We start from the raw sequence: 20480 nt of genomic DNA on the forward strand, positions 1-20480 counted from the left end.
GTATGCGCGCGTCACCCGCGGGCCGGCGGTGTTCACATGGCGAGACGGCCGGGGCGGCACCTCGCCCGCTCCGGCGGCACCGGCCGGGTCGGTGGCGCGGGCCACCCACTGGCTCCGGGTGAGGGTGCACCGGCGTCCGCGGAGTGAACGATGTGCCCTTGACCTGTGGCTATTTGTCCGCTCTCACGTCGCCGGTGTCGTCAACGGGCTGCGGACAACGCCCCGTTCGGGGTGGCCGGTGTGTCTCCCCGGGCGTTCTCCACACGGATACAGGTCGGTTAATGCTTGCTCACGAGCTGGTTGCCGACGGGTGAGCGGGCCATGATGGGCCCATGACGTTGGCCTCGCGCGCGCTCGCGCAACTGGCGACCTGGCCCGACCTGAGCCAGGCGGTCCCGAGCTGCGGCCTGGGACAGGCGGTGAGTTCGGCCCAGGGCGAGATCGCCCACTTCCACTCGGACCGGGATGTCGATCTACGCCTGACCGACCGGGCCATCCGGCGCTTCGCCAAGGACCTGAAGGGCTCCGGGGCGATCAGGATCGTGCCCGGCTCGCAGTGGGTGACCCTGCGCCTCGACGCCGCGAGCGACGTCGACCTGCTGCTGACCCTGGTGAGTGTGGCGCTCCAGGCCCAGCAGACCTGGCCCGACCCGGCCGACCGGCCCGTGACCGGCTGCAACGACCAGCGCGGCGCGGGCTTTGTGAAGGCCGACCTCGGCCGGATCTGAGCCGGCGACGGGCAGCCTCTGCGGCCGCCTGGCGCCGGGGACTTGTGCCGCGCGGGCTCTGTGCGGACGGCGGCCGTCGTCGAGGCGGCCGGCCCTCACACCGCCAGGACCCTGACCCCCGCCTCCTCGAACCGGCGTACCGTCTCCTGCGCCACCGCCGAGTCCGTCACGAGCGTGTCCACCAGCTCCGCCCCGCAGATCCGGGCGAACGCCCGCCGGCCCAGCTTGCTGGAGTCGGCGGCGACCACCACCCGCTCGGCGCGCTCGCACAGCAGCCGGTTGATCGCGGCCTCCGCCTCGTCGTGCGCCGCCGCGCCGTGCGTGACGTCGAAGGCGACGACCCCGAGCACGGCCACGTCCAGCGTGATCTGCCCGAGCACCCCGTCCGCGAGCGGGCCGATGAGCTCGTACGACTGCGGACGCGCCACCCCGCCCGTCACCACGATCTTGAACTGAGGGCGTACGGCGAGCTCGTTGGCGATGTTGAGCGCGTTGGTGACGATCGTCAGCGCCGGTGAGCCGCTGGACAGATCCCCGCGCACGGCCAGGGCGCGGGCCACCTCCGTGGTGGTCGTACCGCCGGTCAGCCCCACCGCCTCGCCCGGCGCCAGCAGTTCGGCCACGGCCTTGGCGATGCGCTGCTTCTCGGAGGCGCGGCGGGCCGTCTTGTAGCGCAACGGCAGTTCGTACGACACCCCGTGCACCACCGCTCCGCCCCGGGTGCGCACCAGCATCTGCTGCTCGGCGAGCTGGTCGAAGTCCCGGCGGATCGTCGCCGCCGACACCCCCAGCTCGGCCGCCGCTTCCTCGACGTCCAGCCGGCCGCGCTCCACGAGCAGTTCCAGCAGCGCCTTCCAGCGGGCGTCCCGGGACATCCGCAGCCTCCGTTCTGAAGTGTTCCCGGTGACCCTAGCGCACCACTCTCTGCGCGTGGATGCTTGATTGTGCTCGAAATCTGGCTATATCTTGCAGGAACAATCAGCGAGGGAGAGTGTGGGCCATGACCCATGTCGAGGACGAGCTGAACAGCCAGCCGGAGTGCTGGACCAGGGCCGCCGAGGGCGCGGAGCGGCACAAGGCCGCGCTGCCGGAGCCCGGGGAGAGGGTCGCGATCGTGGGGTGCGGGACCTCGTACTTCATGGCACAGGCGGCGGCGGGGCTGCGCGAGGGCGCCGGGCAGGGCGAGACCGACGCGTTCGCCGCCTCCGAGTTCCCGTACGGGAGGCCGTACGACCGGATCGTCGCCCTCACCCGCTCCGGTACGACCACCGAGGTGCTGGAACTGCTGGGCAAGGTGCGGGGGCGGAGCCGTACCACCGCCGTCACCGCCGACGCCGCCACGCCCGTCATGTCCGCCGCCGACGACCTCGTCGTGCTGGACTTCGCCGACGAACGCTCCGTCGTGCAGACCCGGTTCGCGACCACCGCACTCACCCTCCTGCGCGCCCATCTCGGCCTGCACACCGACTCCGTCGTCGCCGACGCGCGCGCGGCCCTCGCCACTCCTCTTCCCGAACAGCTCATCGCCTGCACCCAGTTCACCTTTCTGGGGCGCGGCTGGACGGTCGGACTCGCCAACGAGGCCGGACTGAAGATGCGCGAGGCCTCGCTGGCCTGGACCGAGGCCTACCCGGCGATGGAGTACCGGCACGGCCCGATCAGCATCACCACCGCGGGCACGGCCACCTGGATGCTCGGTGAGGCACCCGAGGGCCTCGCCCGACAGGTCGGCGCCACCGGGGGGTTGTGGATCGGGGGCGGACTCGACCCGCTCGCCGAACTCGTCCGCGTCCAGCGCCTCGCGGTCGCCGTAGCCGCCGCGCGCGGCCTCGACCCCGACCGGCCGCGCCACCTCACCCGCTCGGTGATCCTCGCGCCCTGAGGACACGAAGTCCCGAAGTCCGGAGGACCTGAACTCCCGAAGCCCTGAGGCCTTGAGGTCCCGAGGCCCCGAAGCCCGGCCGCCTTCGCCCGGCCGCCCCCCGCCCGACCCCGGTCCGCGTCACGGAAGGACACCCCACGTGCCCCTCGCGTCCACCGGCGAGCTGGTCACCGCCGCCGCCACGGCCCGCTCCGCCGTCGCCGCCTTCAACGTCATCACCCTGGAACACATCGAGGCCGTCATCGCCGGCGCCGAGACGGCCGGCTCGCCCGTCGTCCTCCAAGTCAGCGAGAACGCCGTCAAGTTCCGCTACGGACGGCTGCTGCCGCTCGCCCGCGCGGCCGTCGCCGCCGCCGAACGGGCCGTCGTACCCGTCGCGTTGCACCTGGACCACGTACAGAGCGACGACCTGCTGCGTCAGGCGCCCGGCGCCGGGTTCAGCTCGGTGATGTACGACGCGGCCCGCCTGCCCTACGCCGACAACCTCTCCGCCACCCGGGCCGCCGCCGACTGGGCCCACGCCCAAGGGCTGTGGATCGAGGCCGAGCTGGGGCAGATCGGCGGCAAGGACGGCCGCCCCCCGCTGGAAGCCCACGCGCCCGGCGCGCGCACCGACCCCGACCAGGCGCTGGACTTCGTCAGCGGGACCGGCGTCGACGCCCTGGCCGTCGCCATCGGCAGCGTGCACGCGATGACCACCCGCACCGCCGATCTCGACCACGCCCTGCTCAAGCGGCTGTCCGCCGCGCTCGCCCTCCCGCTCGTCCTGCACGGCTCCTCCGGCGTACCGGACGCCGGGCTGGTCGAGGCGGTCGTCGGCGGCATCACCAAGGTCAACGTCGGCACGGCGCTCAACGCGGCCATGACCGGCGCGATCCGGGAGTTCCTCGCCGCGCATCCCGAGGCCGTGGACTCGCGCAAGTACCTCAGCGTGGGCCGGGAGGCCATGGCCCAGGAGGTGCGCCGGATCATCGGAGTGCTGGCCCGGACCTGAGGCCGGCCGCGCGAGCGCCCGGGTCAGTCCTTCCGGACCGCCCGCAGCACCACGAACTTCGGGTCGGAGGCCACCAGTTCACTGTTCCCGAACAACCGCCGCAGCTTCACGTGATACCCCAGATGCCGATTGCCGATCACCCACAGCTCGCCGCCCGGCCGCAGCGCGCGCTTCGCGCCGGTGAACATGCGCCACGCCGTCGCGTCGGTCGTCGCCTGGTGGGAGTGGAACGGCGGGTTGTTCAGCACCAGGTCCACACTGCCCGGCGCGACCCCGGCCAGCCCGTCCCCGACCCGGAACTCCGCGTGCCCCGGCACCCCGTTGGCCTTGTACGTCGCCTCGGCCGAGGCGACGGCCTGGAACGACTCGTCCACGAACAGCACCTCGGCCGACGGGTCCGCCAGTGCCACCGCCGTACCCACGACACCGTTGCCGCAGCCGAGGTCCACCACGCGCCCCGCGCCCGGACCGGGCAGGTGCTGGAGGAAGAAACGCGTGCCGATGTCGAGCCGGTCGGCGCAGAAGACGCCCGCGTGGTTGACGACCGTGCGCCCCGACACCGGCCCGACGCCTTGAGGGAGGGCGTAGCTGTACGGCCACGGGTTCGCCGGCCGCTTCAGCGCCGGATCCGGGGTGCAGAGGATCAGCCGGGCCTTCTGCCGCGCCAGTGAGGTGCGGGTCGGCCCGAGGATCCGCTCGAACAGCTGGAGCGTGGAGGTGTGGATCTCCTTCACCATGCCGGTACCGACGACGACCGTGTCCGCGTGCACGGCGGGCGCCAGCCGCAGCAGCTGGTCCTCCAGCAGCGCCAGGCTCTTCGGCACCCGGACCAGCAGCACGTCCACCCGTTGCGGCGGCGGATCCTGGGTGGTGAGCAGCTGGACGGCACCGGGCTCGACGCCGGCCCGGGCCAGGTTCACCCGGGTCGCCTCCTGGCTCAGGAAGGAGTCGGTGATCTGCGTCGGCCGGTGCTCCGCGAGCGCCGTGGCCAGCGCGCCCCAGCGGTCCCCGACCACCACGACCGCGCCGGTGAGCGGCACCCCCTCCTCGGCCAGATGGCGCAGCAGGTACGCGTCGGAGGCGTCCCAGGCGCGCAGCCGGTCGCGGGGATCCTCGGGGAAGCGGGTCAGCTCGACCTCGCCCCACGGTGTCGTCATACGGTCGCTCATCGTGTGTCCAGGCTAGCCGAGCCGCAGATCAGGGGTGGTGCGGCAGCATGGGAGCATGGAGGACGAGCTGTTTTCCCGGGGGCGTGCGGAGGTCGCGCCGGGCGCCGTGCACGCCCCGGCCTGGCTGGACCGCGCACGGCAGCGCGACCTGCTCGCCGCCTGCCGGGACTGGGCGCGGCCCCCGGCCGGGCTGCGCACCGTCCGCACCCCGGGCGGCGGCACGATGACCGCCCGGCAGGTCTGCCTCGGCTGGCACTGGTACCCGTATTCCTACGCCCGTACGGTCGTCGACGGCGACGGGGCTCCCGTCAAGCCCTTCCCGGCCTGGCTCGGCGAGCTGGGCCGCCGCGCGGTGGCCGACGCGCTCGGCCCGGACGCGGTCCCGGCGGCGCCGTACGACATCGCGCTGATCAACTTCTACGACGGCGACGCCCGCATGGGCATGCACCGCGACGCCGACGAGCGTGTGGACGCCCCGGTGGTCTCGCTGAGCCTCGGCGACACCTGCGTGTTCCGCTTCGGCAACACCGAGACGCGCGCCAGGCCGTACACCGACGTGGAGCTGCGCAGCGGCGATCTGTTCGTCTTCGGCGGGCCGTCCCGGCTCGCCTACCACGGGGTGCCGCGCGTGCGCCCCGGTACGGCACCGCCCTGGCTGGGCCTCGCCGGACGGCTGAACATCACCTTGCGGGTGAGCGGGCTGTAGCGGGCGGCCGGGAACCACTCCAGCGGATCATGGGAGACTCGCCCTCATGAGCGGCAAGGCGGACCCCCGGACGGCGGGGGAGAGAACGACCCCGAGGGCGCGGCTGGACCGGGGGCGCGGTGCGCTCGGACCCGCGCTGGAGCTCGTGCACACCGGACGGGCGCCGACCCGGGCCGTGCTCACCGCGGAACTCGGGGTCACCCGGGCGACGGCGGGCGCGGTGGCCGCCGAGCTGGAGGCGCTCGGGCTGATCCGGGTGGACGCCCGGCCCGGCGCGGCGGCCGGATCGCAGGGGCGCCCCTCGCACCGGCTGGAGGTCGCCGAGGACGGGCCCGTGGCGCTGGCGGCCCAGGTCCACGCCGACGGGTTCCGGGCCGCGCTCGTCGGTCTCGGCGGGCGGATCGTGGCGACCGCGCCCGGTTGCGAGACCGTCGACGCCGACCCGGCGAAGGTGCTCGGCTCGGTCGTGGAAGCGGGCGCCGAGCTCCTGCGCACGACCGGCCGCCGCTGTGTGGGCGCCGGACTCGCCGTGCCGTCCGCCGTCGCCGAACCCGACGGACTGGCCCTCAACCCCCTCCACCTGGCCTGGCCCGTCGGCGCCCCCGTCCGGCGGATCTTCGCGGAGTGCGTGCGCGCCGCCGGCCTCACCGGCCCCGCGTTCGCCGGCAACGACGTCAACCTCGCCGCGCTCGCCGAACACCGGCACGGCGCCGGCCGGGGCGCCCGCGATCTGCTGTGCGTGGCCACCGGGCACCGGGGCGTCGGCGGTGCCCTGGTGCTCGACGGCCGTCTGCACACCGGCAGTTCGGGCCTGGCTCTGGAGGTGGGCCACCTCACCGTCAACCCGGAGGGCCGCCCCTGTCACTGTGGCAGCCGGGGCTGTCTGGACGTCGAGGCGGACCCGCTGGCGCTGCTCGTCGAGGCGGGCCGCGAGCCGGGCCCCGAGGTGTCCCTGCTCCAGCAGGCCAACGACCTGCTGCGCACGCAGTACGACGACCCGGCCGTCCGCACGGCCGCCGAGGCCCTGATCGACCGTCTCGGCCTCGGTCTCGCCGGACTGGTCAACATCCTCAACCCCGACCGGATCATCCTCGGCGGCCTGCACCGCACCCTCCTGGACGCCGATCCCGGCCGGCTCCGCGCGGTCGTCGCCGACCGCAGCCTGTGGGGCCAGAGCGGGGGCGTGCCGATCCTGGCCTGCACGCTGGACCACAACAGCCTCGTCGGCGCGGCCGAACTGGCCTGGCAGCCGGTCCTGGACGACCCGCTGGCGGCACTGCGGTGACCGGTCCGGCCGGGGACGGCGTGGACATCCTGCCCGCAGCCGGCATCCGCCTGGTCGAGACCGCCCTGCCGGAGCTGTCGCGGCCGCACCGCGCGGCGATGGACCAGGCGTGGGCGGAGTCGGTACGGGCCAACCCGGCCCTCTTCGACGGACCGGTGGCCGCCCTCGTCGCGGTGGAGCGGGACGGGACGGACGGCCTGGTGCTGTCCTGGGCGCGGGCCAGTTACCGATACCGCGCCCTGCGGCACGTGCCCGGCTCGCCCGCGCTGTCGTCCCTGTTCGTGTCCGTGCTGCAGCCCACCGACGACGGCCGTGTGCTGGTGGGCCGGATGGCCCCCTCGACCTCGGCCCCGGGCCGCTGGCAGCTCCCCGGCGGGACCGTCGAACCCCCCGATCCCGACGGGGAGTTGGACCTCGCCGCGCTGCGCGCCCACGCGGCCCGCGAACTGGCCGAGGAGACCGGCTCCGCCACCCCGGCCGACGCCCTCGCCCCATGGCTGACCACCCGGGGCGCACGCGGCAGCGTCGGCGTGGCGTTCACCGCCCCGCCGCGCCCCGCACGGGAGTTGTACGACGGCTACGCCGAGCTGGTCCGGACGGAGAGCGCCCGTGGCGCCGAACCGGAGTTCGACCGCGTCGAGTTGATCGGCTCGCTCTCCGATCTGGACGGCCTCGAAGGCCCCGTCGTCGACTATCTGCGCCCGGTCGTACGCCACCACAGGGGCACGGGGAACCGCGCGGCAGGCCACGCACGGTCCGTGGCCGCCGAACGACCGGACCACGCGGGTGCGTAGGCGAAGACCGGCTACCGCCAGTCGACCCCGAACGCCCGCCCCGGATGCTCGGTGAGGATCCGGTCGACCAACTCCGCGCCCAGCTCGGCCTCAAGCCGGGGCCGAGTCCTGCGCAGCAGGTACGGCATGCCGGGCCCGCCGTCGACCGAGCGCGCACCGGCGAGCACCGTGTCGCCGCCGAGCAGCAGCCGGTCGGCGAAGCCGGCCTCGGCCAGGGCCCGTACCGCCTCCGGCATGCGCCAGTCGGTGGCGTGATGGGCGCGGGAGGGCCCGTCGAAGGCCAGCCAGCAGCCCGACGCGGCGGCCTCCCGCTGCACCACCGGGTCGGGGGAGCGGTTCAGATGGCCGAGGATCACCCGGTCACCCGGCACCCCGGACTCGCCGCACAGCAGGTCCAGTACGTCCAGCGCGCCGGTGCCCAGCTCCAGGTGCACGGCGATGGGCGCGCCGGTGGCGTGGTGGGCCTCGGCCGCCGCCTTCATCGTCCAGCGGGTGTGTGCGTCGAGGGCGTGGAAGCCGCCCGCCACCTTGATCAGCCCGGCCCGCACCCCCGTCGTACCGATGCCCTCGGTCAGTTCGGCCACGAACAGCTCGGCGAGACCGGCGCCGCGCAGCTGGTCGAGCAACTCGGGGTCGTAGTGCGCGGCTTGGTGCAGGCCCGTCGCGCAGACCAGCCGTACACCGGTGGCCCGGGACAGCTCCGGCAGGTCCGCCGCCCGACGGCCCATGCCGTGCGGTGTCCACTGTACGACGGCCGCTCCGCCCACCGCCCGGAACGCGGTCAGCTCGGCCCGGGCCGCGACCGTGTCGTCCAGCTCCTGACCGGGGAACCGCGGGCTGCTCAGGAAGAGATGGTCGTGCGCGTCGCACACGCCCAGCTCCTCGGGCGGGAGGTCGCCGAGGACCGTGCGGACACGGCTCACCACTGCCGGCCCCGGGGGAGCCGGTCCCGGCCGGGGGCGGACAGGTGCAGCACCTGGAAGAGGTCCCCGTCGGCTTTGGGCGCATCGTGCTCCCAGAGGGAGAAGTGCACCAGCTCCCATGCGCGCGTGTCCACGGCGGCCGCCGCCAGCACCGCGCCGTCCTGGGCTGCCAGCCGCGCGGTCTCGGCCGCCGCGTCCGTCATGAACGCCGCCAACTCCACACCCTCCGGGACGGGTTGACGCCGACGCACGGCGAACGCCGGGGCGGATCCGGTGGCGGTGCCCTCCTCGAAGGCCAGGCCGGTCCACTGTCGTATGTCCGGCCGGCCGAAGTCGCGGACGGGGCCCTGGAAGGTGCCGCCCCACAGGAAGCTGTTCATGCCCTCCATGGTGTTCCAGAGGTAGAACGGCCCGTACTGGTTCACCGGCGAGCCGTGCACCCCGCGCTCGCGCAGGATGTACGTCTTGATGCCGAGGCCGTCCCAGTCGTCCAGCAGGTGCGCGACGCGGGCGACGCGCGAGCGGATGATGCCCATGTCGTAGTCGGCGGGCAGGGTGAACTCGTACTGCATGGCGTGCATGTCGCGATTCCCTTCGCAGGTCTCAGGCGGAGGTTCGGGGTGTGAGCAGAGACAGCAGACCGCGGACGCCCGCGTCGAACGCGGCGGGGGAGCCGGAGGCGCGGGCCAGGACATAGCCGCCCTGGATGGTCGCGAGGACGGCCGCGCCGATCTCCTCGCCGTCCAGTTCGGGCGCGAACTGCCCCTGCCGCCGGCCCTCTTCGACGGTCTTTGCGATCAGCTGCCGGATCCGGGTGATCGTCTCGTCCACCGGCGCGCGCAGCTCGTCGCTGGCGATCACGTCGGGGTCCATCGTCAGCCGGCCGATCGGGCAGCCGCGCAGCACGTCACGCTCCCGCAGCAGATACGTCTCGATGCGCTCGTACGGCGTGCCCGGTCCGGCGAGGACGCGCTCCGCGGTGGCGCACAGCTCGTCGGCGGTGCGTCTGATCGCGGCCAGGGCGAGGTCCGGCTTGCCCTTGAAGTGGTGGTACATGCTTCCCTGGCCCGCGCCCGCGCGTTCCAGGATCGCCTTGGGGCTCGTCCCCACGTATCCGCGCTCCCACAGCAGCTCGCGGGTGGACTCGATCAGCCGTTCCGAGGTGCTCATGAAACTACCGTACATACTAGTAGTTACAGAAGGCCAGTGTCTTCGGGGAGCAGTGCGCCACTCTCGTCGTACTCCCCGGGAGGTACGCGCACGGCCGCCGGGCGCACGACGACCCGGACCCCCTGCCGGAGGGAGGCTCGTGTCATCCCCGCAAGAACGACGACGAGCAAGGCGACGAGGGAGATGACCGAGATGCAGACCCTGGCGAGCTGGCACGGCGGGCCCGGCCCGTGGATCCTGTTCTTCCCGCTGATCTGGGCGGTCGTGGTGATCGGCGCCGTGACGGTGCTGCGGCGCACCGCGTGGCGCGGCCGCGGCGGCCCCTGGGGTCCCGTCGCGGGCGGCCGCCCGGCCGGTGACTCACCGGTCGCCGTCCTCGGCCGCCGGTTCGCCTCCGGCGAGATCGACGAGGACGAGTACTGGCGCCGCCTGTCCGTCCTGGAGGAGCAGTTCGGCCGCACGGGCAAGGGCGGTCCGGCATGACCCCGCCCCGGCCGTCGTCGGTCGCGACGGCTGACTCCCTTGCTGCGCACAGGGGTTGAAACGCACGTGTGCCTTTCCGGGCGCGTGCACCACAGGTGCCGGGACCGTGCGCGGCCACGGGTCGGTCATGGCTGGTCGCGCAGTCCCGCCCTTCGGGGCGCTCCACCCGGAGGCCGGGTCTCACCGCCCGGTCAGCCGGAAACGGCCGGCCGGGCGGGAGTTTGTACCCCGGACGCGATGGAGGCGTGCACCACGGTGGGCGCGGGCGTCGCCCCCGGAGTCGCGCTCCCGACAGGAGCCGTGGCGCCGACGGGCGTCCCGGCGGACAGGGGAACCGCGGCGGACACGGGGGCCCCGGCCGCCACCGAAGCCCCGGCGGCCGCCGGCACCGCGGCGCTGACCCGGGCCGGTTCCGGTGCCGGTCGTGCCGTCTGGGTCGTACCGCGCGGTGGGCCCGCCGGGTGGGTCCGGGCGGCCGCGGGCGCGGGCAGCGTGAACCACACGATCTTGCCGTTCTCGCCGTCCGGCCGCGCGCCCCAGCTCTCGCTGACCGCCGCCACCATCGCCAGCCCCCGGCCGCAGGTGGCCAGCGGACCGGCGTCCGGGGTGTCCGCGGTGTCGACCGGCACCGGCAGCCGGGGGTCGTTGTCGCGCACCGAGACGGTGAGCCGGTCCGGGCGCAGCTCCAGCTCGACCGTGCACGACTTGTCGGGCCTCGCGTGCCGGTGAACGTTGCTCAGCAACTCCGTCACACCGAGCGCGGCCCGGTCTATCAACGGGTCCATATGCCAGTACCGCAACTGTGCAGATACGATTCTGCGGACCTGACCGATCCGCGACGGCAGGGCTTGAAGCTCCACCGTGCAGTGCCTGCTCGGATGACTGATCACTGCTGCGACTCCCCGATGTAGAGGTCCGGACGGACCGGAAGAACACGGAGAACAACGGATCCAGCAGGGTGCTTGCGTCCAAACGTCCGCCTGCTGTCATGGCCGGCGGGCTGGTTCGCAGCGTTATCGCCGGTAAACCCAGAGTGACGTGAGAACAGCGTGACAGGGCGGATGCGCTACCGCAACTCGCCGCGACGGAACGCTGCTCGGAGTAATGACGGCCGGTGGCCGGCGCCGGCCCCCGGCCGGCGTGTGGCTCAGCCGCCGCGCCCGGCGGCCCTGCGTACCGCCTCGATGAACCGCCGTGCCGCGGGCGGCCCCGGCTCGCCCGGAGCGGGGTCGTGCTCGCCCAGCGTCAGCAGGTACCGGTGGCCGTTGAGGTCGGCCAGCGCGCGGTCGTCCGGCGCGAACCACGGCTTGGACGCCCGCACCGCCTGCACCGGGGCGCTGTCGATCTCGCTGCCGTAGCTGTTGAGCAACTCCAGCCTGCCGTCGTTGATCCGGACCTGCCCGGCCCGCGTGAGCGAGCGCAGCCGTTTGCCGATCCGCACGCCCGTGGCCGTGAACTCCGGCTCCGCCATCGTGTGCCGCCCCCTTGCGCGTGTGCTTCCGCGATCCAGTGTGCGCCCCCGTTCGGGACGATCGGTCCCGTCGCGTGCAGTCTGCCCCGAGGGCGCCGAGAGCACCAGTGCACGCGGAGCGCGTGCGGTCGCCGACCCGGAGCACTCCCGCCAATGCGCCCCCGCCGTTCTCGCACGCGCCCGGTCCCAGGGTGGCTTTGAGTCGCCCAAAGATGCGTTTATGCAGGTGGGAAGCGGTGTGAAAGATGCCTATGCTCGACGTGCCGACCGCGTCAGCGCCGTCGGCGCCCAGCGTAAGGAGCACCGCCGTGAGCACCACCCCTCAGGCGCGGACCGGCGCCACACTCGACGTCGACCGCAGTGACGCCGCCTACCGCGACTGGCTGAAAGACGCCGTGCGCAAGGTCCAGGCCGACGCCAACCGCTCGGCGGACACGCACCTGCTGCGCTTCCCGCTGCCCGAGCGGTGGGGCATCGACCTCTACCTGAAGGACGAGTCGACCCACCCCACCGGCAGCCTCAAGCACCGCCTCGCCCGCTCCCTGTTCCTCTACGGCCTCTGCAATGGCTGGATCCGACCCGGCCGCCCCGTGATCGAGGCGTCCAGCGGCTCGACCGCCGTCTCGGAGGCCTACTTCGCCAAGCTGATCGGCGTGCCCTTCATCGCGGTCATGCCCCGCACGACGAGCGCCGAGAAGTGCCGCCTGATCGAGTTCCACGGCGGCCGGTGCCACTTCGTGGACGACTCCCGGAAGATGTACGAGGAGTCGGCCCGCCTCGCGGTGGAGACCGGCGGCCACTACATGGACCAGTTCACCTACGCCGAGCGGGCCACGGACTGGCGCGGCAACAACAACATCGCCGAATCCATCTTCCGCCAGCTTCAGTTGGAGCGGTTCCCGGAGCCGACGTGGATCGTCGCCACGGCGGGCACCGGTGGCACCTCGGCGACCCTCGCCCGCTACGTCCACTACATGCAGTACGACACCCGGATCTGTGTCGCCGACCCGGAGAACTCCTGCTTCTTCGAGGGCTGGACCAGCGGCGATCCGGACGTCACCTGCGACTGCGGCTCACGGATCGAGGGCATCGGCCGGCCGCGCATGGAGCCGAGCTTCGTGCCCGGCGCGATCGACCGGATGATGAAGGTCCCGGACGCGGCCAGCGTCGCCGCCGTACGCTCCCTGGAGCGGGCCATCGGGCGCAAGGCGGGCGGCTCCACGGGCACCGGGCTGTGGAGCGCGCTGAAGATCGTCTCCGAGATGGTGGCCGAGGGCCGTACCGGCAGCGTCGTCACCCTGCTGTGCGACCCGGGCGACCGCTACCTCGACAAGTACTACTCCGACGCCTGGCTCGTGGAGCAGGGTCTGGACATCACGCCGTACACGGCGGCGATCGAGGCCCTGCTGTCGACGGGTGTCTGGCCGGACTGAACGCGCGGGCGGGTCAGCGGGCCGGTGAGCCCAGTCGGCGGTCCAGTGCCGCGACCGCCTGACGGACGGACCGTCCGACGCCCGGCCGGATGAGCCGGGACACCGTGCGGAAGGCCGCCGTACCGTCGAGGGCGAAGGTCATCCGCACCCGGGTGCCGGTACCCGCCGGGGCCAGCCGCCACTCCTCTACCCAGGCGCGGGTGCCCGGGATGTTCGTCACGTCGACCCGGTACGCGTACACCTCGGGCGCTTTCGCCACCAGCACCGTCTCCTGGAAGCGGATGCCGCCGCGCAGCCGTACCTCACGCCCGCCCTCGGCCGGCCGGGCGGAGGCCACCGCCGGGAACCATGCGGGCCAGCCGGGCACGTCCTCGGCGAGGGCGTGGAAGACCGCCGCCGGGGCGGCGGCCATGTCCCGCGTGAACACCAGCCGTACCGGCGCGCCGTCGACGAACTCCGGCCCGACCGGGCGCAGACGCTGCGGCATGACGCGAACCCCCTCGTGAAGTCCCGTGCGGAAGCGGGGCGTTGCGGGGCAGGGTAGCTGACGGGCTGTCAGATGTCCTCGTCCGCTTCGGGCTCGGGTTCGGGTTCGCCCGCCACGATCAGCCGCGGCAGATGCTCCGAGATCTCCGTGCGCGCCTCGGCCGGCAGCCCCGCGTCGGTGACGAGCGTGTGCACCTGCTCCAGCGCGGCGAACGAACTCAGGCCCACCGTGCCCCACTTGGTGTGGTCGGCGACCACCACGACCCGGCGCGCGGAGTGCACCAGCCGACGGTTGGTCTCGGCCTCCGCGAGGTTCGGCGTGGACAGCCCCGCCTCCACCGATATGCCGTGCACACCGAGGAAGAGCAGATCGAAGTGGAGGGCGGCGATCGCCTGGTCGGCGACCGGGCCCACCAGCGAGTCCGAAGGGGTGCGCACCCCGCCGGTCAGCACCACCGTCGCCGCGCCCTGCCGCTGGCCCGAGGTGCGCTGCGCCGCGTGAAAGACGTCCGCGACCCGCACCGAGTTCGTCACGACGGTCAGATCCGGCACCTCCAGCAGGTGCTGCGCGAGCGCGTACGTCGTCGTACCGCCGGACAGAGCGATCGCCGTCCCCGGCGTGACCAGCCGGGCCGCGGCCCGCGCGATGTCCTCCTTGGCGGTCAGCTCCAGACCCGACTTGGCCTCGAACCCCGGCTCATGGGTGCTGGCCTCGACCACCGGCACCGCACCGCCGTGCACCTTCTCCAACATGCCCTGGCGGGCGAGGGAGTCCAGATCCCGGCGCACGGTCATGTCCGACACGCCGAGCTTGCGGGTCAGCTCGTTGACCCGCACACCGCCCCGGCGCCGGACCTCGTCCAGGATCAGGGCGCGGCGCTGCTCCGCGAGGAGGTTCTGATTCTCGCTCACGTACGCTCCGGTCCTTTCGCCGCCAACGGTCCGACACGCCCGGCACACCGGCTTCGACCAGGAGATTCCGTACGACCGGAGGTGCGCGGGCGTCCCATCTTTTCACGGGTGGGTACCGGTTGCGCCACCCGCCTGTCACGAAGCGCACACGCCACTCGGGTCTCCGCTGTTCCCGTCCGTTGTCACACGGATCGGGGAGATTCCGTGACGAGCGGTGTGCGGCGCCGGTGGAGCGGAGATCCTGATGCCCGCATCGACTCAGGCCTTCGGGCGCGTCACGGGGGTGCGACGACAGTGGACCGCGCGCAGGACCGCCCCATCGGGCGGCGGACGGGCACACACGACGAACAGCAGACCGATCTGGCGGCCGGCGACACCGCCCCGGACACCGACCGGACCGGCAGCGGTGCGGGGAAAGAGAGTGACCGGACACGCGTGGGTGCCGGGGCGGGGGCCGACCGCACGGATCCGGGTGCCGGGACCGACAGCGAGGGCACGGGTACGGGTGCGGGGACGCAGACCCGGCGGACGAGCACCGGTGCCGGGGCGGGAATCGAGCGTATGGGTGCGGGTGCCGGGAAGTGGACCGAACGGGCGGATACGGGTGCCGGGGCGGGGGTGGAGCGTACAGGTACGGAGCCCGAGGCGCGGACCGGGCGGGCGGAGCCGGATGCGGGGCCGGCGGCCGGTCGTAAGGGGCTCCAGCCCGAGTCCGAGCTGGAGCTGCTGGTGCACGGGGTCGGTGGCACCACGCCCGAGAAGATGCTCGGCGATCCGCGCACGGTCCGGATCACCGGTGACGACACGGCCGCGGTCTTCCGGCGCGCGGCCGACGCCGGCCGCCGCAAGGGGGCACGCGGCGAGCCGGTGCAGGAGGCGTACGTCTGGTGCAACCTGACCTCCGGCGACAGCAGCCGCGCCCTGTGGCTCTTACTGCTGCCGTTCATGGTGGTCAACCTCGCCCACTGGATGCGCCCCGCCACGACCGGCCGGCCGCGCGCCGTCCGCCTGTACGGCCTCCTCGTCCGCCTGACCGCCCTCACCCTGACGGTGCTGCTGGTGGCCGCCGCCTGCGAGGTGGCGCTGGACCTGGTGGCCTGGCAGTGTGCGGGCGTCCACGACTGCGCTCGCCGCCACTCCTGGCTGACCTTCTCCGCCGCCGGAGCGCCCGGCGGCGACGGCGGCTGGTGGAGCCTGCCCGGGCGCCGGCTCGCGCTCGCCGCGCTGGTTCCGGCCGCGCTGACCCTCCTCCTGTGGTATCTCTCGCGCCGCACCTGGAGCGCCTACGAGTCGCACCGGCCCATGGACCGCGACCCCGAGCCGGAGACCGACGGCAGCGCGCTGGCCCGGCCCGGCTTCTGGTACGGGCGCCGCCTGGTGGCCCGGCTGCGCGCCGCGCACACCGCGGCGGCCCTGCTGACGGTGGCCGCCGCCGTCGTGACCCCGGCGGCCCGCTACGACCACCGGCCAGGCGGTCCCGCGGCCCTGAACGCCCTGAGCTGGCTGCTGACCGCGGCCCTGCTGGCCTGGGCGGCCGCGGCGGTGGGCGTGGTCTGCCGCCGGGGCCGCAGCGAGAACCGCCTCGACCGGCGACTCGACCGGCATCTCGTACGCCGGCTGCCGCTCGGCGCGCTCGGCCTGCTGCTGCTCACCGCTCTGTACGCCGGCTGGTCCCGGCCCGGCTGGCACTCCACCGGGCGGCTGCCCGGCGACCCGGCCTTCGGCGCCCTGATGCTGGCCCAGGGGCTCCTCATCATCGCCCTCGCCGTCGTCGCGCGGAACCTGCACCGCCGGAGCCCCGACCGGCGCGCCGGGATGCGCGGCCTCGGCGGTCCGGCGGTCGCCCTGCTCGCCTGTGCGCTGGGCGGTGTGATGTCCGGCGGGGTCGCCCAGCGCGTCGCCGGCTGGCTGTCCGGCACCGGCGGCCTGCCCGCCGGTCCGCCCGTGCTGCTGACCTGGCAGGCGTCCACCATCCCGCCGGTTCTCGCGGTCCTGCTGCTCCTCGCCGTCCGGCTCGGCTCCGATGCCGCCCGGGTCGCCCGCGCCGAACGCGGCCGGATCCGCCACGAGCACCCCGGCGAGCCCGAGGACCCCGGCCGCACCCGGGCCATCGCCCATGTCCGGGCCATGGCCACCCTCACCGACCGGGCGCCCCTCGTCGTCGCCGTACTCACCGCCACCACCTTCGTGCTCGGCGCCCTCGCCCTTGCCGGTGCCATGGCCACCGGCAAGACACCCGACGGAGCGGCCCGCCGCACCTACGACGTCCTGCGGACCGCCGCCGACACCTCGCAGGCGCTGGGCTCCTGGCTGGTCGGGTTCGGCTTCCTGCTGTTCGTGACCTGGGGCCGGCGCGCCTACAAGGACGCCTCGGCCCGGCGCACCATCGGCATCCTCTGGGACGTCGGCACCTTCTGGCCGCGTGCCGCCCACCCCTTCGCGCCCCCGTGCTACGCCGAGCGCGCCGTACCCGACCTGACCTGGCGGATGGCGACCTGGACGCAGCGCACCGGAGGCCGGCTCGTCCTCTCCGGGCACTCGCAGGGCAGCGTCCTGGCCGCGGCCGCCGCCTGGCAGCTGACCCCGTCGGCACGCAAGCGGATCGCCCTGCTGACCTACGGCTCTCCCCTGGAGCGCCTCTACGGTCGCTGGTTCCCCGCCCATTTCGGGCCGCCCGCGCTCGCCGCCCTGCACCGCGACGTCGCCTGCTGGCGCAACCTCCACCGCCGTACCGACCCCATCGGCGGCCCCGTCCGCGTCCCCGACGACGACACCGCCCCCGAGGTCGACCACGCCCCCTTGCGGGACCCGCTCGCCTACGGCCGCACGCCCGACCATCCCCTCCCGGCGCCCATCCTCGGCCACTCCGACTACCAGGCGGACCCTGTCTTCGCCCGGGAACGCGCCCGCTTGCTGAGCCGACTGCGCCCAGAGGTGCCGGGACAGCGAAGTTGAGCGCCCCGAAAGGGCGCGGGGCCGTGCCTGATGCGCGGAGCGCTCACGTGTGCTCGACGTACTCCAGCACGGCCCCGCCCGGATGCCGTACCGTCGCGTTGCGGCCGGTCGGCACCTTGTTCGGGCCGTCGAGGATCTCGCCGCCGTGCTCGGCGAGCAGCGAGCGCAGGCCGTCCAGGTCGTCCACGAGCACCGTGCTCTGCACACGGCGGAACGGGGCGAGGGCCTGCTCGGTGCCCGCGACGAGCAGAAAACCGCCGATGCTCGCCACCTCCACCTCGCCGTGGAAGAACCGCGTGCGCACGTCCTGGCCCGTCAGCGCGCGCAGGGCGGGCAGCGCCTCGTCCAGGTCGGCCACATAGAGCCGGGCGAGCGTCGCCAGCGCCTTCATATCCGTGCCTCCAGAAGCTTGTCCGGTTCGGGCCTCGCCGCTCAGGGCAGCTCCGGCAGGTCCTGCGCGTACAGCAGGGTCAGATCGTCGGTGCTCGGGTCCGCGAGCTGGGCGACCCGGCTCGCGTGCCGCTCCACCATCGCCTCGAAGGTCTGCCGGGCCGTGCGGCCGTTGCCGAAGGCCGGGCCCTTCGGGATCGCCGTGAAGTACTTCAGCAGCGCCTCGGACGCGCCCTCCGCCAGCCGGTACTCGTGCTCGTCGGCCTGCTGCTCCACGATCCGCAGCAGCTCGTCGGGGCCGTAGTCGCCGAAGGTGATGGTGCGCGAGAAGCGGGAGGCGACACCGGGGTTGACGGACAGGAAGCGCTCCATCTCCGCCGTGTACCCGGCGACGATCACCACCACCGCGTCCCGGTGGTCCTCCATCAGCTTCACCAGGGTGTCGATGGCCTCCTTGCCGAAGTCCCGTCCGGCGTCCTCCGGGGACAGCGCGTACGCCTCGTCGATGAACAGCACCCCGCCGTGCGCCCGTTGGAAGGCCTCCTGGGTGCGGATGGCCGTGGAGCCGATGTGCTCGCCGACCAGGTCGACCCGGGAGACCTCGACCAGGTGGCCTTTCTCCAGTACCCCGAGCGAGGCGAGGATCTCGCCGTAGAGCCGGGCCACCGTCGTCTTGCCGGTGCCGGGGGAGCCGGTGAAGACCAGGTGCCGCTTGACCGAGGCTGCCTTCAGACCCGCCTGCTGCCGGCGCCGGCCCACCTCGATCATGTCGGTCAGCGCCCGCACCTCGCGCTTGACGCTCTCCAGGCCCACCAGCGCGTCCAGTTCCCCGAGCACGTCCTTCGACGTCCGCACCGGCTTCTCGGGCTCCGCGGCGGCGACCAGCGGCTCCTGCTCCGTGCTGCGCTGCCCGGGGATCGAGCCGAGCAGCCCGGGGGAGGGCGTCACCGTCTCCACTGCGGTCTCGCGTACTGCAGCCGGCCGCAGGCCTCCGCTCTCGTCGCTGGTGCAGTCCTCCACGACCGGGCCCGTACCGGAACCTGCGTCCGGGCCGTTGTCGGCGAACTCGTAACCGCCGCGCGCGCAACGCTCCGTACGGCACTTGCGCAGGGTCGCCCGGCAGCCGTCGATCACATGGAAGCCGTAGCCACCGCTACCGCTCACCCGGCAGTTCAGGAAGCTGCCGCGGCCGCCCGCGGAGACGTAGAAGCCGGCCTCGGCAGGGGACTCGACCGTGCAGCGCTCGATGGTCGGGTCGGCGCCCTTGGTGACGATCACGCCGGTCTGGGTGCCGTCCAGGGTGCAGTTGTTCAGTGTGCCGCCGCTGCCGTGGTCGCGGAACCACGCGCCGGTCGCCGCCTCCCGGATCCGGCAGTCGTCGAGCTGCGCGGTCGCCCCGTCGCTCACCGACACCGCCGTGTTGCGCACCTGGGACAGATCGCTGTCCACGACGTCCGCGCGCGAACCGCGGTCCAGCACGAACAACGCGTCCGGCACATCGTGCACCCGGCAGGAGTCGAGCACGGCGGTGGCGCCGTCGCTCACCCACACCGCCGGATAGTCACCGGTGCTGTCGAAGATCTCGCACTGGTTGGCGTCCACGCGCGTGCCGGGGTCCCATACCGACAGGCCGTTGCGGCCGAACTGACGGACCGTCGTGCGGGTCAGCGTCAGCACCGAGCGAGAGCGCAGGTCGACCGCGTTCTCCGGGATGTCGTGGATGTGGCAGTCGGCGAGCGTGAGCACCGCGTCCGTGTCCATCGTGACGCCGTCGGCGGTCGTGCGGTGCACATCGCAGTCGGTCAGATGGGCCGTCGCACGCTGGGTCACCTGCACACCGGAGCCGCGGACCTCGTAGATCTCGCAACCGACCGCCTCCAGCGCGGAGTTCTCCCCGGTCGCGGTGAGCCCGGTACCGGAGGCGTGATGCACGCGGCAGCGCTCCAGCCGCGGATGGGCGCCGCCCTGGACGGCCACGCCCGCCTGTCCGGCCGCGACGACCTCGCATTCCTCGAACACCCCGCCGCCGCGGTCGAGCACGGCGATGCCGATGCCCGCGGGATTGTCCACCGTGCAGCGGCGCACGGTCGGGCGGGCGCCGCCGCGCACCTCGATGCCGGCGGCGGACCGGGTGACGATCCGCAGATCCGTCAGCTCGGGCGTGCCCTCCTCGACCAGGAGCGCCGGGGCCGCCGCGTCCTGGCCCTCCACGTGCAGGTCCTGCACCACGGCCGAAGCCCGCACGGTCAGCGGCACCCCGTCCACCGGGGCGATGCGCACCGAGCCGGGGGAGCCGTTGGGGCCGCGGAGCGTCACCGCCCGCTGGACGACGAGGTTCTCCCGGTAGGTGCCCGGGGCGATGGTGAGGACGTCGCCGTCGGCGGCGGCCTCCAGGGCGGCGGCGAGCGAGGCGTACTCGCCTGTGCGGCGCCGCCACCGCGACGTACCGGTGTGCGTCACCTGGACCGTGCCCTGTGCCATGGCGTTGCTGTGCCCCCACCTCGTCGTGCTGATGGCTCGCTCCCGTGCGGGACCGTGCCACTGGTGCCGGGACCGCGACCGTGCTCGGCCCTGGGCCGGTGCGCGTCCGCGCTCGCGAAGACCTGCGCGCCCGTGCGGTTCGCTCATCCGCGGGTTGTCGCCGAAAGCGTTCCGGCCGGTCCACCGTAGCGTGTGCGTGCGGGGTGGGTTGACCAGAG

At 73.6% G+C, this 20480-nt stretch carries 19 protein-coding genes and 1 pseudogene; 9 read left to right on the forward strand and 11 right to left on the reverse strand.

Translation table 11 applies throughout. The features are described from left to right. Positions 1-332 precede the first annotated feature (332 nt). Complete coding sequence (locus tag O1G22_RS36890; RefSeq protein WP_270085270.1) at positions 333-728, forward strand: luciferase domain-containing protein; 396 nt, start codon at positions 333-335, stop codon at positions 726-728. A gap of 95 nt (positions 729-823) precedes the next feature. On the opposite strand, the gene O1G22_RS36895 is transcribed toward O1G22_RS36890, so the two are convergent. After that, positions 824-1603 carry a DeoR/GlpR family DNA-binding transcription regulator gene (locus tag O1G22_RS36895; RefSeq protein ID WP_270085271.1) on the reverse strand — a complete coding sequence of 260 codons (780 nt, stop codon included), beginning with the start codon at positions 1601-1603 and terminating at the stop codon, positions 824-826. Positions 1604-1728: 125 nt separating this feature from the next. Between O1G22_RS36895 and O1G22_RS36900 the strand changes: the two genes are divergently transcribed. Next, positions 1729-2610, forward strand: coding sequence for an SIS domain-containing protein (locus O1G22_RS36900; RefSeq protein WP_270085272.1), 882 nt, complete (start codon positions 1729-1731; stop codon positions 2608-2610). Positions 2611-2749: 139 nt separating this feature from the next. Next, entirely contained in the window at positions 2750-3604 is an 855-nt protein-coding gene (locus tag O1G22_RS36905) for a class II fructose-bisphosphate aldolase (protein ID WP_270085273.1), read from the forward strand. 23 nt (positions 3605-3627) lie between these two features. Here O1G22_RS36905 and O1G22_RS36910 read toward each other — a convergent pair whose 3' ends face one another. Beyond that, positions 3628-4761, reverse strand: a complete 1134-nt coding sequence (locus O1G22_RS36910) for a methyltransferase (RefSeq protein ID WP_270085274.1) — start codon at positions 4759-4761, stop codon at positions 3628-3630. Positions 4762-4828: 67 nt separating this feature from the next. Here O1G22_RS36910 and O1G22_RS36915 point away from each other — a divergent pair, with 67 nt between their 5' ends. Genes O1G22_RS36915 through O1G22_RS36925 form a run of 3 tightly spaced genes read left to right on the forward strand, consistent with a single transcriptional unit; the run spans position 4829 to position 7558 of the window. Continuing rightward, positions 4829-5479: an alpha-ketoglutarate-dependent dioxygenase AlkB family protein gene (locus tag O1G22_RS36915; protein WP_270085275.1), complete on the forward strand. Its 651-nt coding sequence runs from the start codon at positions 4829-4831 to the stop codon at positions 5477-5479. Positions 5480-5525: 46 nt separating this feature from the next. Continuing rightward, complete coding sequence (locus O1G22_RS36920) at positions 5526-6764, forward strand: ROK family protein (protein WP_270085276.1); 1239 nt, start codon at positions 5526-5528, stop codon at positions 6762-6764. Next, on the forward strand, positions 6761-7558 hold the full coding sequence (locus tag O1G22_RS36925; RefSeq protein ID WP_270085277.1) for an NUDIX domain-containing protein: 798 nt from the start codon (positions 6761-6763) through the stop codon (positions 7556-7558). Before O1G22_RS36920 ends, O1G22_RS36925 begins: the two co-directional genes overlap by 4 nt. Before the next feature lie 11 nt (positions 7559-7569). Here the strand turns inward: O1G22_RS36925 and O1G22_RS36930 are convergent, their stop codons facing one another. From O1G22_RS36930 to O1G22_RS36940, 3 genes are read right to left on the reverse strand one after another with little or no spacing between them, the layout of a single operon-like run. Then, positions 7570-8481, reverse strand: coding sequence for a phosphotriesterase family protein (locus tag O1G22_RS36930; protein ID WP_270085278.1), 912 nt, complete (start codon positions 8479-8481; stop codon positions 7570-7572). Continuing rightward, positions 8478-9062, reverse strand: coding sequence for a DUF4865 family protein (locus O1G22_RS36935; protein ID WP_270085279.1), 585 nt, complete (start codon positions 9060-9062; stop codon positions 8478-8480). The genes O1G22_RS36930 and O1G22_RS36935 overlap by 4 nt, the downstream gene beginning before the upstream one ends. 22 nt (positions 9063-9084) lie before the next feature. Continuing rightward, positions 9085-9651 (reverse strand): TetR/AcrR family transcriptional regulator, encoded by a 567-nt coding sequence (locus O1G22_RS36940; RefSeq protein WP_270085280.1) that lies wholly within the window; start codon positions 9649-9651, stop codon positions 9085-9087. Positions 9652-9843: 192 nt separating this feature from the next. On the opposite strand from O1G22_RS36940, the gene O1G22_RS36945 reads away from it, so the two are divergent. After that, the gene (locus tag O1G22_RS36945) at positions 9844-10134 is read left to right on the forward strand and encodes an SHOCT domain-containing protein (protein WP_270086637.1); all 291 of its coding nucleotides are present in this window, start codon (positions 9844-9846) and stop codon (positions 10132-10134) included. Positions 10135-10466: 332 nt separating this feature from the next. Here the strand turns inward: O1G22_RS36945 and O1G22_RS36950 are convergent. Both O1G22_RS36950 and O1G22_RS36955 read right to left on the reverse strand, forming a co-directional pair. Further along, a pseudogene (locus O1G22_RS36950) lies at positions 10467-11024 on the reverse strand (ATP-binding protein); the annotation flags it as partial. A 257-nt stretch (positions 11025-11281) separates the two neighbouring features. Further along, entirely contained in the window at positions 11282-11605 is a 324-nt protein-coding gene (locus tag O1G22_RS36955; RefSeq protein WP_225095910.1) for a hypothetical protein, read from the reverse strand. Positions 11606-11913: 308 nt separating this feature from the next. On the opposite strand from O1G22_RS36955, the gene cds1 reads away from it, so the two are divergent. After that, positions 11914-13038, forward strand: a complete 1125-nt coding sequence (gene cds1 / locus O1G22_RS36960; protein WP_270085282.1) for an L-cysteine desulfhydrase Cds1 — start codon at positions 11914-11916, stop codon at positions 13036-13038. Between the two features lie 13 nt (positions 13039-13051). Here cds1 and O1G22_RS36965 read toward each other — a convergent pair whose 3' ends face one another. Then, complete coding sequence (locus O1G22_RS36965) at positions 13052-13525, reverse strand: SRPBCC family protein (protein ID WP_270085283.1); 474 nt, start codon at positions 13523-13525, stop codon at positions 13052-13054. A gap of 68 nt (positions 13526-13593) precedes the next feature. Then, the gene (locus O1G22_RS36970; RefSeq protein ID WP_225095913.1) at positions 13594-14436 is read right to left on the reverse strand and encodes a DeoR/GlpR family DNA-binding transcription regulator; all 843 of its coding nucleotides are present in this window, start codon (positions 14434-14436) and stop codon (positions 13594-13596) included. A 561-nt stretch (positions 14437-14997) separates the two neighbouring features. On the opposite strand from O1G22_RS36970, the gene O1G22_RS36975 reads away from it, so the two are divergent. Then, complete coding sequence (locus tag O1G22_RS36975; RefSeq protein ID WP_428986529.1) at positions 14998-17391, forward strand: hypothetical protein; 2394 nt, start codon at positions 14998-15000, stop codon at positions 17389-17391. Between the two features lie 43 nt (positions 17392-17434). Here the strand turns inward: O1G22_RS36975 and O1G22_RS36980 are convergent, their stop codons facing one another. Together O1G22_RS36980 and O1G22_RS36985 are read right to left on the reverse strand one after the other, a co-directional pair. After that, positions 17435-17782, reverse strand: coding sequence for a VOC family protein (locus tag O1G22_RS36980; protein ID WP_270085285.1), 348 nt, complete (start codon positions 17780-17782; stop codon positions 17435-17437). Positions 17783-17823: 41 nt separating this feature from the next. After that, the gene (locus tag O1G22_RS36985; protein WP_270085286.1) at positions 17824-20262 is read right to left on the reverse strand and encodes a right-handed parallel beta-helix repeat-containing protein; all 2439 of its coding nucleotides are present in this window, start codon (positions 20260-20262) and stop codon (positions 17824-17826) included. Between the last annotated feature and the right edge of the window lie 218 nt (positions 20263-20480).

This window comes from Streptomyces camelliae (assembly GCF_027625935.1).
GTDB lineage: Bacteria > Actinomycetota > Actinomycetes > Streptomycetales > Streptomycetaceae > Streptomyces > Streptomyces camelliae.

What these genes read in the sequence shown, in the direction of transcription:
- O1G22_RS36910 (WP_270085274.1), bottom strand. Translation starts at nt 4,761, where the DNA reads ATGACGACACCGTGGGGCGAGGTCGAGCTGACCCGCTTCCCCGAGGAT.
- O1G22_RS36915 (WP_270085275.1), top strand. Translation starts at nt 4,829, where the DNA reads ATGGAGGACGAGCTGTTTTCCCGGGGGCGTGCGGAGGTCGCGCCGGGC.
- O1G22_RS36935 (WP_270085279.1), bottom strand. Translation starts at nt 9,062, where the DNA reads ATGCACGCCATGCAGTACGAGTTCACCCTGCCCGCCGACTACGACATG.
- O1G22_RS36890 (WP_270085270.1), top strand. Translation starts at nt 333, where the DNA reads ATGACGTTGGCCTCGCGCGCGCTCGCGCAACTGGCGACCTGGCCCGAC.
- O1G22_RS36900 (WP_270085272.1), top strand. Translation starts at nt 1,729, where the DNA reads ATGACCCATGTCGAGGACGAGCTGAACAGCCAGCCGGAGTGCTGGACC.
- O1G22_RS36945 (WP_270086637.1), top strand. Translation starts at nt 9,844, where the DNA reads ATGCAGACCCTGGCGAGCTGGCACGGCGGGCCCGGCCCGTGGATCCTG.
- O1G22_RS36965 (WP_270085283.1), bottom strand. Translation starts at nt 13,525, where the DNA reads ATGCCGCAGCGTCTGCGCCCGGTCGGGCCGGAGTTCGTCGACGGCGCG.
- O1G22_RS36895 (WP_270085271.1), bottom strand. Translation starts at nt 1,603, where the DNA reads ATGTCCCGGGACGCCCGCTGGAAGGCGCTGCTGGAACTGCTCGTGGAG.
- O1G22_RS36975 (WP_428986529.1), top strand. Translation starts at nt 14,998, where the DNA reads ATGGGTGCGGGTGCCGGGAAGTGGACCGAACGGGCGGATACGGGTGCC.
- O1G22_RS36980 (WP_270085285.1), bottom strand. Translation starts at nt 17,782, where the DNA reads ATGAAGGCGCTGGCGACGCTCGCCCGGCTCTATGTGGCCGACCTGGAC.
- O1G22_RS36940 (WP_270085280.1), bottom strand. Translation starts at nt 9,651, where the DNA reads ATGAGCACCTCGGAACGGCTGATCGAGTCCACCCGCGAGCTGCTGTGG.
- O1G22_RS36955 (WP_225095910.1), bottom strand. Translation starts at nt 11,605, where the DNA reads ATGGCGGAGCCGGAGTTCACGGCCACGGGCGTGCGGATCGGCAAACGG.
- O1G22_RS36920 (WP_270085276.1), top strand. Translation starts at nt 5,526, where the DNA reads ATGAGCGGCAAGGCGGACCCCCGGACGGCGGGGGAGAGAACGACCCCG.
- O1G22_RS36985 (WP_270085286.1), bottom strand. Translation starts at nt 20,262, where the DNA reads ATGGCACAGGGCACGGTCCAGGTGACGCACACCGGTACGTCGCGGTGG.